The sequence below is a fragment of the Flavobacterium sp. WC2416 genome (genome assembly GCF_041200095.1).
GTDB lineage: Bacteria > Bacteroidota > Bacteroidia > Flavobacteriales > Flavobacteriaceae > Flavobacterium.
The window spans coordinates 2993613-3010217 of the sequence record NZ_CP165626.1 but is presented as its reverse complement, the minus strand read 5'-3'; the positions used below and the strand labels follow the sequence as shown (position 1 = coordinate 3010217).

Sequence of the window (16605 nt, the reverse complement as noted above, 5' to 3'; positions counted from 1 at the left end):
GATTTATGTAGTCAAGTAGATGAATTATACACAGTATATGAAACTGTGCTGTTGGTAAATTATCTGCGTTGCAACGCTCTGTTTTGTTGTTTAATTGAAGTAATTATTCGATTCAATCGAACGATAGATTAATTGAGTAAGCTAATAAACTGGCTTTTTTAAAACAGATTATCTTTTTAGTGAAAAATGGCCTTTAAAATTCCTGCCATTTCCCAATTCAACTGTAAACCAATAATCTGAAGCAATCAAATTTTCTCCATTGAAAGTGCCGTCCCATCCCATATCACTATATTGTAGCCTCTTTAGTAATTTTCCGTATCGATCAAAAATACTTGTAATTGAATTAGGGAATTTTTCAATTCCTAATATACTCCAATAATCATTATATCCATCATTGTTTGGAGTGAAAAATTTTGGATAATCTACTAGTATAGCTTCTCGTTCATCAACACCACAACCTTGTTTATCTCTAACTTTTACTACATATACTCCTCCTGATATGTTATGAAAAGTGTTGCTGTCTTGAAAATTATTTCCATCAATTGCATATTCAAAGTCACCATTTGTAGAAGTTATTATTTCGATAAAATTCTTATCTGAAAGATCTTGAATTTTAATTTCGGTAATTTTTGGTAAAATGGAACGAATTAGATTAAACGAAAATGAATTTTCACAAGATATTCCATTACTTATTTTAGAAACTCGTAAAGTATATTTTCCAGCTTCTACTAGATTAGCCTCAAAGGAATTAGAAATTATAGAGTTATCTTGAAAACTCCATTCCCAAGAATCGAAATTTAAATCAGTTGTTATCTTTAATGACGGTTCTAAATCACATAAAAAATATTCTTTTTCTAAATTTATTTGTGGTAACTCATTTACAACAAATTTAAAATTTGTTTCTGAAAAGCATAATGAATTTAATTGATTCTCAATTCTAGCAGTAATAGTTTGAGACCATGGAACAGTATTTTTATAATCTATAGGTAATGGGCTTGGTAATTTATTTCCATTTTCATCTAAATAGGATATAAGTAAATTAGGTTGATTTCCTATGAGTTCACTTTCAATTGTTGAAGTGTCAAAATGTGAAAAACCGTTACCTTCATCGCAAGCGTATAAAGTATTAGGTTGAATAATAGTTGGTTTAGTTGAAGTGATTAAATTTAAAAATGTCTCTGAATAACAATTTGTTTGAGGATTTGTGACTCTTACCGTTATAGTTTCTTGATTTGGTTTACTGTTAGTAAATGGATTTACTAATGGACTTGGAAGTTGATTTCCATTAGTATCAAAATAAGTTACTTTCATTCCAGTTTGATTTCCTAAAACAGTTGATTCTATATTTGAAGTATCAAAATATTCTGAAATGCCGTCATTATTATCATCACATCCAGTTATTTCTTTTAATGAATTTGCTATTGGTAATGGGTTTACAATTAAATTAAAGGTAGATTCATTATAGCAATTCGTATCGGTATTAATTGCTTTTACTTTTATGGATTCCTCATTAGCAATTAAATTACTAATTGCATTTAAAGGAGATTGTATTTGCTGACCATTTTCATGATAAAATTCAACTTTTATATTGGTAGCAGTTCCTATAATAGAATTCTTTAATTGTTGTAAATTAAATGTAGCAAGACCATCAGTGTCATTATCACACACAATTAAGTTTAAAGCTTCTGATAAATCTGGTAATGGATTTACAATTAAATCGAAAGTGGTTTCAGAGTAGCAACAAAAGTTGTCTTTATGAGATACTCTTACTGTTATTGTTTCTCTATTTTTAGTGGTGTTTGTAAATGGATTTGGTAGTGTATTGTATTTAGTACCTTTGCCATCTATGAAAGTAACAACTTTATCAATTTGTCCTCCTAAAACTTGCTGCGTAACTAGCGAAGTATCAAAAGAAGTTGAAAATCCAAGGTTATTGCTTTCCTCACAGGCATAGATATTATTAATTCCATATGCTTTTGGAGGTTCTTTAGCATCAATTATTTCCGTTAAAACTTCCACTGTTCCGTCTTTACCAATAACTGTCGCGGTAATAGTATATTTTCCATCAGTGGAAAAATCATGAAAAGGAGATAAGTCTATAGAGGTATTATTAATTCCTGAAGCAGGATCTCCAAAATCCCAACTAATTGACGCAATTTTAGACTGATCATCAACACTGAATTCCTTTAAAAATTCCGAGCAAATATTTGAGAAATTCATTTCAAAATTATTCGTAACATGATTTACATTTCCAGTGACGTTTATGTAAAAGTTAGCTTTTGGAAATCCGAAGTCAGCAGTAGAAACATATTTATCTCCAGCTCCAGATAAAGAAGAACAACCTCTTTGCCATGATACATCATTATCTTGTGCAGATCCTGCAATAAAAGCTACACCATCTCCATATTCAATTCCTTTTTTAACTTCAACCAAAATCCGTTCTACATCTTTTGGAATAACAATTGGTGTATCAAAATCTACTTGTATAATTTGAGAATTACGCGGTATGTAAGGATCAAGGGCTTGAGATTGACTACTTCCTATCAAATCTGCTTCAGAAAAAGAAGCAGGGAAAGAATCATCTATTTTATAAATATTAAATGAAACATTTGCTAGCCAGCCCGTTTTATTAATTCCAACTTGCCCTGATTTAATTACGAATTCTTCATTATTCGATATACCAAAATCTTTTAAAGTAAAAGCCCGTGCCCAATATATATAAGTTGAGTTACAAGAATAGATATCAGTTTCAACTAGATCATCACATACGTTATGAGAAAGCCTCGTGATTGAACCTGAACTTTTAACATTAAAAACTTCTCCTGTTACATTGATGTAAAAATTCGCATTTGGAACGGGAATGGTTAAATCAGTAGTTGGTGCTAAACCATGATTTGGATCACATCCAAAATACCAGGATTCGCCAGTGTCTTTTTCAGTACCAGCTATATAGACAGCTCCTGTAGCTGGATTATAAATGTCTTTATACTTTTCTACTGAGACCATAATTCTTTTAACTCCGGCAGGAACAATAATGGGTTCATCAAAATTTACTTCAACAATTTCAGGAGCACCAGTAATTAATGGCGATTGTGCAATACCACGTCTTCCAAGTATCGTGGTAGGATAAATAGAATAGGAATAATTGGGAAAATCTTCATCCAGACTGTAAACAATACATTGTAAAGTAGATCCAATATCAGATTTACTTAGTCCAACTTGTAATGATTTAATCATAAATTGCTCATTTGCCGCTATTCCAAAATCAGATAGTGTAAATACTCGTGACCAACTCTCATCTCTATCACAAGAATACATATCTGTCTTAACAAGTGTTGTTCCAATATTATTAGTTAATTTTATTTGGGCTTCAATAGATTGAAAAGACAAAAAAAGTAGAAGTAAAGCTACAGTATTAAATGTTTTTATGTGAATTATTGTCATTCCTATTTTTGTTGTTTTTTAGCTTGTCTATAATTAGTATATATTAATTATTTTATAGAGTGTTTACAACCATAATTGAGTAGATCTTCTTTGATAATTAGCGTATTTAAAGTAAATATATAAATAATATTTTTATTACAAATTATCAAAATAACTTTTAAATTTGTTCATAAAAAAAGCGCTCCTTTTCAGGAACGCTTTCTATATAATTAATCAAAAGATTATTTTTTCTCAATCCACAATCTTGCATTGACAAACGCTTCATGCCAAGGAGAAACTTCATCGTTTCTACCTGCTGGATAATTTGCCCAGTTCCATTGAAAGTTAGAACGCTCAATATGTGGCATCATCACAAGGTGACGACCAGTTGTGTCACATAGCATAGCGGTATTGTAATCAGATCCATTTGGATTCGATGGATATCCTTCGTATCCGTATTTACCCACGATTTGATATTGGTCTTCGGATAATGGTAAGTTGAATTTTCCTTCTCCATGTGAAACCCAAACTCCAAGTGTTGCTCCAGCAAGGGTAGACAACATCACTGATTTGTTTTCTTGAACCGTTACGGATGTAAAAATACTTTCGTGTTTATGACTGTCGTTATGAAGCATTTTTCCATGCACTTCATGCTCTGGATTAATTACTTCTAATTCCATAAACAACTGGCAACCATTACAAATTCCAACGGATAAAGTGTCTTCTCTTTTGAAGAAGTTTTTCAAGGCTGTATTTGCTTTCTCATTGTATAAAAATGCTCCTGCCCAACCTTTGGCTGAACCTAAAACATCCGAGTTTGAAAAACCACCCACGGCGCCTATAAATTGAATGTCTTCTAGCGTTTCACGTCCCGAAATCAAATCGGTCATGTGAACGTCTTTTACATCAAAACCGGCAAGGTACATTGCATTGGCTACCTCACGCTCTGAGTTACTTCCTTTTTCACGGATAATAGCCGCTTTTGGACGTGGTTTTGAATCATCGATTACTGGTTTCTTTCCGGTAAAATGAACAGGGAAGGTAAACTGTAACGCTTGGTTCTTATAGTTATCGAAACGCGCTTGAGCCGTTCCGTTCTTCGATTGTTTTTGGTCTAATAAAAACGAAGTTTTAAACCAAATGTCTCTGTATTTTGGAATGCTTAATCCACATGGACCAAAGTCCAACGTTTCCTCTGCAGTTACTGTTCCTAATTTATAGAAAGCAACTCCATTAGCATTTAATTTATTTTCTAAAGTAGCATCGTCTTTGGCTTGGAATACAAGACCAATATTCTCCGCAAAAAGGTACTTGATGATGTCTTTTTCTTCGAAAACAGAGAAGTCAATTTTAGCACCTAAATTCACATCGGCAAAACACATTTCTAGTAAAGTAGTAATCAAACCACCACTTCCGATGTCATGTCCAGCCAAAATTTGATTGTCAAGAATTAATTCTTGCATCGTATTGAAGGCATTTTTGAAAAAAGCAGCATCTTTAATCGTTGGTGCGTCTTTTCCAATAGTGTTCAATGTTTGTGCTAGCGATGAACCACCTAATTTAAATTCGTCTTGTGATAAATTGATATAATAAATAGAACCACCGTCTCTTTGTAAAACAGGCTCTACTACTTTTCTAATGTCAGTACAATTTCCACCTGCTGAAATAATTACCGTTCCCGGTGCAATCACTTCTTCGTTTGGATAACGTTGTTTCATAGAAAGTGAATCTTTTCCTGTTGGAATATTCACGCCTAATTCAATTGCAAAATCCGAACAACTTTTTACAGCCGCGTACAAACGAGCGTCTTCCCCTTCGTTTTTACAAGCCCACATCCAGTTAGCCGAAAGGGAAATTCCATCTAAACCATCTTTTATAGGAGCCCAAACAATGTTAGACAAAGCCTCCGCAATTGCTGTTCTACTTCCTGCAACAGGATCGATTAATGCCGCAACTGGTGAATGTCCTATTGAAGTCGCAACTCCTTCTTTTCCGTTATAATCTAATGCCATTACACCACAGTTATTCAATGGCAATTGCAAGGGTCCAGCAGTTTGTTGTTTGGCTACTTTTCCACCTACACAACGGTCTACTTTGTTAGTCAACCAGTCTTTACAAGCTACTGCTTCTAATTGCAATACTTGCTCTAAATAAGTGGAGATATTTTTAATGCTGTATTCTAAATCAGTATAGTTTCTGTCGATGTTTTTATCCGTCATCACTACTTTTGGAGAACTACCAAAGAAGTCTTCCAAAGCATAATCCATAGGTTTAGCACCCGTAGTTTTTGATTCGAAAGTAAAACGATGATCCCCCGTTACATCACCTACTTGGTACATTGGAGAACGCTCTCTGTCAGCAATGCGTTGTAAGATGTCAATGTTTTCTTTAGCAATAACTAATCCCATTCTTTCTTGAGACTCGTTACCAATGATTTCCTTTGCCGAAAGGGTAGGGTCACCTACAGGTAATTTATCTAAATCAATTAATCCTCCAGTTTCTTCCACTAATTCCGAAAGGCAGTTTAAGTGTCCACCTGCTCCGTGATCGTGAATAGAAACAATAGGGTTGATATCGCTTTCTACTAATCCACGAATGGCATTAGCAGCACGTTTTTGCATTTCTGGGTTCGAACGTTGGATGGCATTCAATTCAATTCCTGAACTAAAAGCACCGGTATCAGCAGAAGAAACTGCTGCTCCACCCATTCCGATTCTATAATTTTCACCTCCTAGGATAACAATTTTGTCTCCCGGTTGTGGCTTTTTCTTGATGGCTTGATCCAGTTTTCCGTAACCAATTCCACCGGCTTGCATGATCACTTTGTCGAAACCTAATTTACGAGCGTCTTCTTCGTGTTCGAAAGTAAGGATAGAACCAGTAATTAACGGTTGTCCGAATTTGTTTCCAAAATCAGATGCTCCGTTTGAGGCTTTTATTAAAATATCCATTGGCGTTTGGTACAACCATTTTCTTTCGGTCATGGCGTTTTCCCAAGGTCTGTTTTCTTCCAAACGTGAATATGAAGTCATGTAAACGGCAGTACCTGCTAATGGCAACGAACCTTGTCCACCTGCTAAACGGTCGCGAATTTCTCCACCTGCACCAGTCGCCGCTCCATTGAAAGGCTCTACTGTAGTTGGGAAATTATGCGTTTCTGCTTTTAAGGAGATAACCGAATCAAAGTCTTTTAGTTCGTAGAAATCAGGTTTGTCAGCGCTTTTTGGCGCAAACTGTTGTACACGTGGTCCTTTTACAAAAGCCACATTATCTTTATAAGCCGAAACGATATCGTTCGGGTTTTCTTGAGATGTTTTCTTGATTAATTTAAATAAAGAAGAAGGCATTTCTTCACCATCAATTACAAAAGTCCCGTTGAAAATTTTGTGACGGCAGTGCTCTGAATTGGCTTGTGAGAAAGCAAAAACTTCAGAATCGGTTAATTTTCTACCTATTTTAATAGCTAGATTGTCCAAATATTCTACTTCTTCTGGACTTAAAGCCAAACCTTCAGACTGGTTGTAAGCCGCAATATCGTCAATGTCTAAAATTGCTTCTGGCTCGATATTGATCGTAAAAATAGCTTGATTTAACTCGGCGTATTTTTGCGAAAGCATAGGATCAAAATCAGAAAAATCAGACGTAGCATGATGAAATTCTTCAATTCTAATGATTCCAGAAACACCCATATTTTGAGTAATTTCTACTGCATTAGTGCTCCAAGGCGTAATCATAGTGGCGCGTGGACCAACAAAAAAATCCGTCAATACGGATTTTTCTATTTTATTTGAATTGGCAAAAAGCCAGTTTAATTTTGAAATGTCTTGAGCCGAAATTTCGTTTTGAGTTTGTACTGCAAAAACAGTTTTGCTTTGGTTTTCAAAGAAATGGATCATTGTTGTGTAGTTTGTTGTATTACGGTGCAAATTTAGTTTAAAAAAGTAGTAAGAGCAAATGTGAAATACAAAGTATTTCATAAAATACCACAATTCATAAAATGCCTAAAATCTATTGTTTTAAATTTCTAAATAACCTTTTATTTAGGAAAAGACATAGATTGAAAAGCACCTAAATCTGGCGGAGTAGTTCTTGTATTTCCAATGATATCCAGCGGAATCAAATAGGCCGAATTCCCTTTTGCGAAAGCGCTAGAAGATTCGTCAATATTGAGTTTGTTAAGATTAACATTGAAAAACTTTGGACTTTGATTCAAAATAATTCCATTGTAATGCACAGGATCGGTTGCAAAGTGGTAAAGTGAATTGGTATTAGAACTGTCAAATTTTACTAAGCAATTATTGAATTGATACTCAAATGTTCCTGTACCGCTTTTATTTATAGCGATTTCATTAGTATAAGAACCATAGATGATACAGTTGTTAAAAGTGGCTTGGGTGAGGTCTTTCGTTTCTGGCGTTGCTCCCGAAATAGAATTGTCTATTGTGACTGCCAGCTGAGAGGAACTATTCCAATTGTTGTTAAATGTGGAATGTGTAAATTTATAATCTCCACCATAGGAGCAGGCCAAACTAGCTAAACCAGCTGAGTTGATCACTATATTTTCACCTACTATTTTCCCTGTTTGTGCCAAAATACCATAGGTAGAGGAGTCGTAAATTTGGGTATTTTTGATAGAAGTAGTTGTTCCATCATTGTTTTGTATCAGTAATCCAATCGTAGCATTTTTAATGGTTAAATGGTTTATCAGATTGTTTGTGCTTCCACTACTGAGCCAAATAGTACCCCATTGACCAGGTACATCATCATATTGGGGTTCCAATCGGTCGCCTTCAAATACCACTTCTTTTTCTAAGTTGGCCGTAGTCGATTTTCCTCCGTTAATATTAATCGAAGCATTGTTGGCGACTATTAAACCAGAATTAGCATGAAAATAAACCCTGCTTCCCGCATCAAAAACGGCGGTTTTACCAGTTGGAACGGCTGCATAACCATAAATAACGTAGGGCTTTTTATTGGTAAAAATGAGTTCATTTCCGTTTATAGGATTGTTTTCCTCGAGGTAAAACCCTTCTATTTGTTGATCTCCTATAGGCAGTGTTTCGGTAGTTCCATCAGCAAGACGTTTGGGATATAGAAAAACCGCATCTTGGATTAGCGTAACGAGTGCTACTTTTTGTGCATTTTCGCCACTGTCAAATTGAATTTGATCGGTGTATAAAAAATCAGTTGGATTCGCATCAGCAATTGCAGCTGTTGTTTCGATAAAAATATATAAACTGTCTTTGGCTAAAAGGGTCACATTAGAAAATAGTTTACCATCATTTCCTTGCATTCCATCGACGGTCAAGCGGTATTTTGAGTTTAGGCCTTTGCCTAGTTGTATGGTAGGAATATTAATATCGTTTTTGCTGTGGTTGTATACTTTAAGTCGGTAGGTACTAGAACCAATGTTTGTAAAAACGGTATCCAGATAAATGGTGTCCTTTGAAAATGCTAAATCTCCTGTACTTAGAACGGTCTCAAAATCGGATTGACAGGAACAGATGGAGATGAGTATTCCAATAAAAAACAAGAATTTGATGGGACGCATTGTGATTAATTTTTGTAAAAATAGGGAAAATCTTATTTGTATGTTGTGGCTTTTTCAAATTTGAATTTAGAATAACAACTGCATTTGTTATTTTATGAGTCATCTTTTATTTAATTTTACATTTTAAAGCTAAAAATATGACCTTCGATAAAGATAAAATCCTAAATTATTGCAATCAAATTTCCGAAAACACTTTGATGAGCACTTTAAATATCACTTATACAGATGCTGGTGAAGATTATCTAGTTGCCACAATGCCAGTAAATCCATCAGTACACCAACCAATGGGATTGTTACATGGTGGAGCATCAGTGGCATTGGCTGAAAGTGTGGGAAGTGCTGCTTCGATGTTATACGTAAATGCTGATGTAAGCGAAGTGCGCGGAATAGAAATTTCCGCCAATCATTTGAAAGCAAAACGAGACGGAATGGTGACGGCAACTGCAAAAATAGTTCATAAGGGACGTAGTATTCATCTTTGGGAAATACGCATTACAGACGAAAGTGATAACTTGATTTCGCTTTGTAAATTGACAAATATGATTTTGCCAAAAAGAAAAATGGAAGGTAAATAATGGAATTAATTTTAGATAAAGCCAAGCGTCAATTCACACAAAAACTACCTTTTGTACTCTATTGCAAACCCAATTCAGATACCGTAATTGGGCTTTTTCAGCAAAATGATGATTTGTATAACCTCAATGATTTTAACGAAAAGGGATTCGTTTTTGCTTCTTTTGAAGGCAATCAAAACTATTTGATTCCAGAAAATCAGTCCAAAAGAGAAAGTGTTATTTGGGAGAAAAAAAGAGCGATTGTTGCTGAAGTTATAGGTAATAATGTGGATGAAGAAGCTAAAAATAACTTTGAAAAGGTAGTATGCAAAGGAATCCAAGCTATAGAAAGGGATGAATTTAAAAAAGTGGTTTTGTCTCGAAAAGAGATTCTGGAGCTAGACGATTTTCAATTTGAAACTGTTTTCGAAAATTTAGTGCAGCTATATCCTTCTACTTTTGTGTATTGTTTTTACCATCCAAAAGTAGGCATGTGGCTTGGTGCTACCCCCGAACAATTATTGAAAGCCAATAAAAAAAGTTTTGAGACGATCGCTTTGGCAGGTACTCAAAAAGACATGGGTTTGGCTGAGATTGTATGGGAGAATAAAGAAAAGGAAGAACAACAAATTGTGACCGATTATATCGTTAATAAATTAGAAAATGTGGCTACAGAAGTTATAGTTTCGAAACCTTATAGTATAAAAGCGGGAAGCATCTGGCATATAAAAACAGATATTTCAGGCGTATTGAATGCTGATTTTAGTTTGCAGCAAGTGGTTTGTTTACTGCATCCTACACCGGCAGTTTGTGGTTTGCCCAAAGAAAAAGCAAAAGCCTTTATTTTGGAAAATGAAAACTATGATAGGGATTTTTATACAGGATATTTGGGAGAATTGAATTGTAGTTTTGCTACTGATTCGGGAAGCACCGATTTATTTGTTAATTTGCGATGTATGCAAGTAGAAGTGGATTCAAAGAAAAAAGAGACTAGGGCTTATTTGTATATGGGTTGCGGTATCACAAAAGATAGCGTGCCTGAGAAGGAATGGAATGAAAGTATCAATAAATCAATGACGATGAAGAAAGTGTTGATTAGAAATTAGAAGGGTTTATGGGAAACTTTAAACCTGAAACAAAAGAAACTTTAAACAAAAAAAAATGAAACTAGATATATTAGCTTTTGGAGCGCATCCAGATGATGTTGAATTGGGTTGTGCAGGAACGATATTAAAAGAAATTTCCTTAGGGAAAACAGTTGGGATAATTGATTTGACAAGAGGAGAATTAGGGACCAGAGGTTCTGCGGAAATTAGAGATAGTGAAGCGAATGCCGCCAGAAAAATTTTAGGAGTTTCAGTTCGTGAAAATCTTGAAATGCGTGATGGTTTTTTTGTCAATGATGAAAAGCATCAATTAGAAATCATAAAAATGATTCGCAAGTACAAACCAGAAATTGTATTGTGTAATGCGATTGATGATCGCCACATCGACCATGGAAAAGGAAGTAAGCTGGTTTCTGATGCTTGTTTTTTATCGGGACTTATGAAGATAGAAACAGTTATTGATAACGAAAAGCAAACAGCTTGGAGACCTAAGTTAGTCTATCATTATATTCAATGGAAAAATATCGAGCCTGACTTTGTAGTGGACATAACTGGATTTACCGATAAAAAAATCGAATCCATTTTAGCGTACCGTTCCCAATTTTATGATCCAGATTCTAATGAACCCGAATCTCCAATTACGTCCAAAAACTTCTTAGAAAGCTTGAATTACCGCTCTAGAGATTTAGGGAGACTTGCAGGGGTAGATCATGCTGAAGGTTTTACTGTAGAAAGATATTTGGCAGTCAATAGCTTAGGAGATTTGAAGTAAATTTGCTGTAAATTTTTAAAAAAAACTTTTGCAGAAGTAAACTTTAGTTGTATATTTGCCACCGCTAAGCAAATGGTGGTTGTAGCTCAGTTGGTTAGAGCATCGGTTTGTGGTACCGAGGGTCGCGGGTTCGAGCCCCGTCTCCCACCCAGAAAGCAAAAGCCTTGAAGAAATTCAAGGCTTTTTTTGTGGAATAAAGGCAACGAAAAAGAGCTTTGAATTTCTTCAAAGCTCTTTTCTATTTAGCACAAGTACTTAGCTCACTGTAACGCTAGTATAAGCGAGGATAGGTACTACTTATTTTTTATCTACAACAGGTCGGTTTTCACGATTTGCAAGATCCCAAGCGATAGTAAATGCCAGTTGGGCTCTTTTGGCTAAAGCATCGTATTCAATCTTGTCAGGAGTATCTGTTTTTTTATGGTAATCAGCATGAACACCATTGAAAATAAATACAGATGGAATGCCATGTTTAGCAAAGTTATAATGATCTGAGCGCTCGTAGAAATGATTTGGATCAGCAAGATCATTGTATTTGTAATCGATATCCATTTTAGTGTATTTAGCGTTTGCCAAAGTACAAATGGCATCCAAATCACTTGATAAACGATCTGCACCTATTAAATAGACATAGTTATTTGTGTTTGCATGTTCAACATCACGACGTCCAATCATATCAATATTAATATCGGTAATCGTGTTCTCAAAAGGGAATAAAGGATGTTCAGAATAATAACTGGAACCTAGTAATCCGTGCTCTTCACCAGTTGCATGAAAAAACAGAATAGATCGCTTAGGTCCGTGTCCTTCTTTTTTGGCTATTTCGAATGCTTGTGCGATTTCTAATAAGGCAACTGTTCCAGAGCCATCATCGTCGGCACCATTGTACACATCACCATTTTTAACCCCTACGTGGTCGTAATGTGCTGAGACTACAATCACCTCGTCTGGTTTCTCAGAACCTTCGATAAAAGCCCAGATATTTTCAGAACTGTTTAATTTGTCACCGTATCTTTTGTTTAAGGCTTCAGCAGGTACATTTTGAAAAAAGCTAGTTGCACCTTTGGGGAAAGAAATGTTATTTTTTTTGTATTGACTGATTAGGTATTGACCGGCTTTCTTTTGTCCTGTAGACCCCGTTTCTCGTCCTTCCATTGAATCGGCAGCTACGATGTAAAGATGTGTTTTTAATTCAGATGCCGTAATAGTATTCATGTATTTTGTAGGGTTGCTGTTGTCTTGTTCAACAGCTGTTTTTGCACTGGAGCATGAGAATGCTACAGCTAATGCAAAAAAAGAAATTACTTTTTTCATTTATGAAATATTGGTTGTTATTATTTTTTTAGGACTTCGTTTAGGAAAAGTTTCAAATGTTCGAAAGAACGTTTGGCCGCTTTTTCATTGTAAGCTGCTCCTTTAGAATTATCATTTCCATATTCAGGATTGGTAAAACCGTGCACAGCATTAGCATAATAAATCATTTGCCAGTCAGCTTTCGTATCACGCATTTCTTGTTGGAATGCAGTAATTTCTGCTGCAGATTCATAAGGATCATCTGCACCATGACAAACTAAAACTTTGGCAGTAATAGGCTCAGTAGGTCTAGCTGCGTCTTTAGCTAATCCGCCGTGGAAAGACACGACACCTTTTACATTGATATGTCCGCGAGCCGCTTCCAATGCACCTGTACCACCAAAACAATATCCTATAACTACTATATTATCTGGGTTTGCACCCGCTTTAATAAGTTGGTTTAAGGCCAATGAAATTCTTTTTTGGTATTCGGTGTAGTTGGTTTTGTAATAACCGGCACTTTTTCCCGCTTCAGCATTGTCTTTAGGATAATTTCCTTCTCCATAGATATCAGCAATAAAGGCATAGTACCCTAAGCTTCCTAAACTAGTGGCGATGTCTTTGGATGCTTTATCGATTCCTTTCCAAGCGGGAAGAATCAGAATTCCTGGTTTTTGAATGCTTTTTTTTGAAGGTGCGATTTCAAAACCATTTAAAATTTGTGCTCCATCTTTATAAGTCACTGCTTTTAACTGGGCAAAAGCACCATTAGAATAAATTAAGATTCCTAAAACTAAAAACTTTATATTTTTCATAGTTGTTATATTTTACACAAATATCTGAATTTATTTGTTATTTTTTTAAATTAGGAACTCATTTTCAACTTTTAGGGCAATCTATTTTTATTATGATTAAAGGCTTATGTTTCTTTTGAATGCACAACCCAGTTCTATCATGGAATCTGTTTTTGCAATTCCTTGAATGGTGTCGATTTTTTCATACAGTAATTTTCTCATGTGTTCATGATCAGTAGCAATCATTTTTATGTATAAAGTAAAAGAACCAGTAATGTAATAACATTCAGTTACTTCAGGTATTTTTTTTAACTCTTCAATAACTCTGCTGGAATCCTCGTCTTTATTTAGTGTGATTCCGGTGAATGCACCCCAATCGTAACCAATTTTTTTTTCGTTTATGATGGGTTTGATTCCGGTTATTATCCCTTGATCGAATAAACGGTTGATGCGCTGATGAACCATTGTATTTGAGATTTTTAAAGCTGTAGCAATTGCAGAATAGGCCATTCGCCCATCTTTTTCTAACTCTTTGATGATTTTTATGTCGAATTCATCTAATACATCCATGGAATTTATTTTTTTGATTATAAATGCGTATTTTTATGGGTCTAAATGTAGTTATTATTTTTTATAAATCAATAAATGTAGATTTGTTATAATGACTTTTTTAATATCATTATTAATTAAAATTAACTTTAATACCTATATATTAAGTCAAATTTACGTTTTTATTATTGTTTAATAAAAAAAATATTTGTAGATTTGTGCTTTAAGAACGCAAAAAAAAGACATCATGGAACAAACGAATCAAACACTTTCTTCAAAATCGGAAGCATTAATAGAAAAAGAAAATAAATACGGGGCTCATAATTATCACCCTTTACCAGTTGTTCTTGACAGAGGAGAAGGCGTTTTTGTTTGGGATGTAGATGGAAAAAAATATTTTGATTTTTTATCTGCTTATTCAGCAGTAAATCAAGGGCATTGTCATCCGAAAATTGTGGGAGCTATGGTGAAACAAGCGCAAACATTGACGTTGACTTCACGTGCTTTTCATAATGATCAATTGGGAGTTTATGAAGAATATATAACTAAATACTTTGGTTTTGACAAAGTGTTACCAATGAATACGGGAGCCGAAGCGGTAGAAACGGCTTTGAAATTATGTAGAAAATGGGCATATGAAGTAAAAGGAATTCCAGAAAATCAAGCACAAATTATTGTTTGTGAAAACAATTTCCACGGAAGAACTACTACCATTATTTCTTTCTCTAATGATGAAGGAGCACGTAAGAATTTTGGTCCTTTTACAGCAGGATTTATAAAAATACCATATGATGATACTGATGCATTAGAAAAAGCATTAAAATCAAGTACTAATATTGCTGGATTCTTAGTTGAGCCGATTCAAGGAGAAGCGGGTGTTTATGTACCAACAGATGGTTATTTGGCAAAAGCCAAAGCACTTTGTGAAGCGCATAATGTATTGTTTATTGCGGATGAGGTGCAAACAGGAATTGCACGTACTGGAAGGTTACTTGCTGTGAACCATGAAGACGTACAACCAGATATTCTTATTTTAGGAAAAGCAATTTCTGGAGGTGTTTATCCAGTATCTGCTGTTTTGGCTAATAATGAAATAATGAATGTAATTAAACCAGGTCAACATGGATCTACTTTTGGTGGTAATCCAGTTGCAGCTGCTGTTGCTATTGCTGCTCTTGAAGTGGTACGTGAAGAAAACTTGGCACAAAATGCTGCCTTTTTAGGAATTCTTTTAAGAACTGGTTTGAATGAAATTGCTGCTAGAAACCCATTGATTACATTGGTTCGTGGTAAGGGATTGCTAAATGCTATTGTGATTGATTGTGATGAAGAATCAGATTTAGCTTGGCAAATTTGCTTGAAATTTAGAGATTATGGTTTATTGGCTAAGCCAACACATGGTAACAAAATTAGATTGGCACCGCCATTAGTGATCACCGAATCACAAATTCATGAGTGTCTTGCTATTATCGAACAAGCATTAAACGATTTCAGATAATCTAACTATAATGGAAAGAGCTATAAAATTAATTAAAAATCGTTCTGATATTGGAGCTGGAACTCGTGGCTCTGACTTAGGAGTGGATGCCATTGAAATTGCTGCTATCAATAAAAATAGTGATTATTTTAATCGGTTTCCTTTTGAAGATGTTAAGACTCACAATGAGAGTATTTACGATAAGAATAAAAATGATTTTGCCAAAAGAATCGAGCATGTTGTAGAACAATGCACGAGGGTGAGTTATGCTGTAAAACATAATTTAGAAGCCAATTATTTCCCCATCGTTTTGTCTGGAGATCACTCCTCGGCACTAGGTACAATAAGTGGTATTAAAGCGGTTTATCCTAAAAAAACGATAGGTGTTATTTGGATTGATGCGCATGCCGACTTGCATTCTCCCTATACTTCTCCTTCAGGAAATATTCATGGAATGCCTTTGTCTGCTGCACTTTCAGATGATAATTTAGATTGTCAAATCAATGAGATTTCTTCGGAAACCAAAAAACATTGGGAGGACATGAAAAATATTGGTTGCCCTGGTGCTAAAATTGATGCAGGGAACCTTATCTATTTTGGTGTTCGCGATACCGAAGAAGCAGAGGAAAAACAAATAGAGAAGTTGAAAATTAGGAACTATATGGTTGCTGAAGTGCGTTACAGAGGTTTGCAAACTTGTGTAAAAGAAGCCTTGGCTAAATTAGCTAATTGTGACATGATTTACATTTCTTTTGATGTGGATTCCATGGACTGTGATATGATTTCTTATGGTACAGGAACTCCAGTATCTAAAGGTTTTGATCAATATGAAGTGATTGAAATCATCAATCAAATTGTGAAAAGTAAAAAAGTCGTTTGTTTAGAAGTCGTTGAGGTAAATCCTTTATTGGATACCAAAGGAAATAAAATGGCGGAGACTGCATTTGAAGTATTAGAACAAGTCACAGAAACAATTGATTTGTGGATTGCATAAATTTTTAATTATAAATATATAAATCCCCAAAGTCTAGTTGTAGATTTTGGGGATTTTTTATGCTCTTTAGCCACGGATTCGTAAATTAATTT

General features: G+C 34.8%; 11 protein-coding genes and 1 tRNA gene. 6 read left to right on the top strand and 6 right to left on the bottom strand.

From position 1 onward, the window contains the following. Positions 1-168 precede the first annotated feature (168 nt). From AB3G39_RS12615 to AB3G39_RS12605, 3 genes are all read right to left on the bottom strand, one after another. Positions 169-3444 carry a T9SS type B sorting domain-containing protein gene (locus AB3G39_RS12615; RefSeq protein ID WP_369765391.1) on the bottom strand — a complete coding sequence of 1092 codons (3276 nt, stop codon included), beginning with the start codon at positions 3442-3444 and terminating at the stop codon, positions 169-171. A gap of 221 nt (positions 3445-3665) precedes the next feature. Further along, positions 3666-7319 (bottom strand): phosphoribosylformylglycinamidine synthase, encoded by a 3654-nt coding sequence (gene purL / locus AB3G39_RS12610; protein WP_369765390.1) that lies wholly within the window; start codon positions 7317-7319, stop codon positions 3666-3668. 140 nt (positions 7320-7459) lie between these two features. Then, positions 7460-8974: a hypothetical protein gene (locus AB3G39_RS12605; RefSeq protein WP_369765389.1), complete on the bottom strand. Its 1515-nt coding sequence runs from the start codon at positions 8972-8974 to the stop codon at positions 7460-7462. Positions 8975-9111: 137 nt separating this feature from the next. Here AB3G39_RS12605 and AB3G39_RS12600 point away from each other — a divergent pair, with 137 nt between their 5' ends. The 4 genes from AB3G39_RS12600 (at position 9112) to AB3G39_RS12585 (ending at position 11556) form a co-directional block, all read left to right on the top strand. Further along, positions 9112-9549, top strand: coding sequence for a PaaI family thioesterase (locus AB3G39_RS12600; protein WP_367752270.1), 438 nt, complete (start codon positions 9112-9114; stop codon positions 9547-9549). Then, positions 9549-10634, top strand: coding sequence for an isochorismate synthase (locus AB3G39_RS12595; protein ID WP_369753522.1), 1086 nt, complete (start codon positions 9549-9551; stop codon positions 10632-10634). The genes AB3G39_RS12600 and AB3G39_RS12595 overlap by 1 nt, the downstream gene beginning before the upstream one ends. A gap of 55 nt (positions 10635-10689) precedes the next feature. Further along, positions 10690-11406, top strand: a complete 717-nt coding sequence (gene bshB1, locus AB3G39_RS12590; protein ID WP_369765388.1) for a bacillithiol biosynthesis deacetylase BshB1 — start codon at positions 10690-10692, stop codon at positions 11404-11406. Positions 11407-11480: 74 nt separating this feature from the next. Further along, positions 11481-11556 (top strand) — tRNA-His (locus tag AB3G39_RS12585). Between the two features lie 147 nt (positions 11557-11703). On the opposite strand, the gene AB3G39_RS12580 is transcribed toward AB3G39_RS12585, so the two are convergent. The 3 genes from AB3G39_RS12580 to AB3G39_RS12570 form a co-directional block, all read right to left on the bottom strand. After that, positions 11704-12720: a M28 family peptidase gene (locus AB3G39_RS12580; protein ID WP_369753524.1), complete on the bottom strand. Its 1017-nt coding sequence runs from the start codon at positions 12718-12720 to the stop codon at positions 11704-11706. A 20-nt stretch (positions 12721-12740) separates the two neighbouring features. After that, positions 12741-13514 carry a dienelactone hydrolase family protein gene (locus AB3G39_RS12575; RefSeq protein ID WP_369753525.1) on the bottom strand — a complete coding sequence of 258 codons (774 nt, stop codon included), beginning with the start codon at positions 13512-13514 and terminating at the stop codon, positions 12741-12743. A gap of 96 nt (positions 13515-13610) precedes the next feature. Next, the gene (locus AB3G39_RS12570) at positions 13611-14063 is read right to left on the bottom strand and encodes an Lrp/AsnC family transcriptional regulator (RefSeq protein ID WP_367752280.1); all 453 of its coding nucleotides are present in this window, start codon (positions 14061-14063) and stop codon (positions 13611-13613) included. Between the two features lie 226 nt (positions 14064-14289). Between AB3G39_RS12570 and rocD the strand changes: the two genes are divergently transcribed. Continuing rightward, positions 14290-15540 carry an ornithine--oxo-acid transaminase gene (gene rocD / locus AB3G39_RS12565; RefSeq protein ID WP_367768840.1) on the top strand — a complete coding sequence of 417 codons (1251 nt, stop codon included), beginning with the start codon at positions 14290-14292 and terminating at the stop codon, positions 15538-15540. A 10-nt stretch (positions 15541-15550) separates the two neighbouring features. After that, the gene (locus AB3G39_RS12560; protein WP_367752284.1) at positions 15551-16513 is read left to right on the top strand and encodes an arginase; all 963 of its coding nucleotides are present in this window, start codon (positions 15551-15553) and stop codon (positions 16511-16513) included. The last annotated feature ends 92 nt before the right edge of the window (positions 16514-16605 follow it).

What these genes read in the sequence shown, in the direction of transcription:
- bshB1 (WP_369765388.1), top strand. Translation starts at nt 10,690, where the DNA reads ATGAAACTAGATATATTAGCTTTTGGAGCGCATCCAGATGATGTTGAA.
- AB3G39_RS12600 (WP_367752270.1), top strand. Translation starts at nt 9,112, where the DNA reads ATGACCTTCGATAAAGATAAAATCCTAAATTATTGCAATCAAATTTCC.
- AB3G39_RS12570 (WP_367752280.1), bottom strand. Translation starts at nt 14,063, where the DNA reads ATGGATGTATTAGATGAATTCGACATAAAAATCATCAAAGAGTTAGAA.
- purL (WP_369765390.1), bottom strand. Translation starts at nt 7,319, where the DNA reads ATGATCCATTTCTTTGAAAACCAAAGCAAAACTGTTTTTGCAGTACAA.
- AB3G39_RS12575 (WP_369753525.1), bottom strand. Translation starts at nt 13,514, where the DNA reads ATGAAAAATATAAAGTTTTTAGTTTTAGGAATCTTAATTTATTCTAAT.
- rocD (WP_367768840.1), top strand. Translation starts at nt 14,290, where the DNA reads ATGGAACAAACGAATCAAACACTTTCTTCAAAATCGGAAGCATTAATA.
- AB3G39_RS12615 (WP_369765391.1), bottom strand. Translation starts at nt 3,444, where the DNA reads ATGACAATAATTCACATAAAAACATTTAATACTGTAGCTTTACTTCTA.
- AB3G39_RS12605 (WP_369765389.1), bottom strand. Translation starts at nt 8,974, where the DNA reads ATGCGTCCCATCAAATTCTTGTTTTTTATTGGAATACTCATCTCCATC.
- AB3G39_RS12560 (WP_367752284.1), top strand. Translation starts at nt 15,551, where the DNA reads ATGGAAAGAGCTATAAAATTAATTAAAAATCGTTCTGATATTGGAGCT.
- AB3G39_RS12580 (WP_369753524.1), bottom strand. Translation starts at nt 12,720, where the DNA reads ATGAAAAAAGTAATTTCTTTTTTTGCATTAGCTGTAGCATTCTCATGC.
- AB3G39_RS12595 (WP_369753522.1), top strand. Translation starts at nt 9,549, where the DNA reads ATGGAATTAATTTTAGATAAAGCCAAGCGTCAATTCACACAAAAACTA.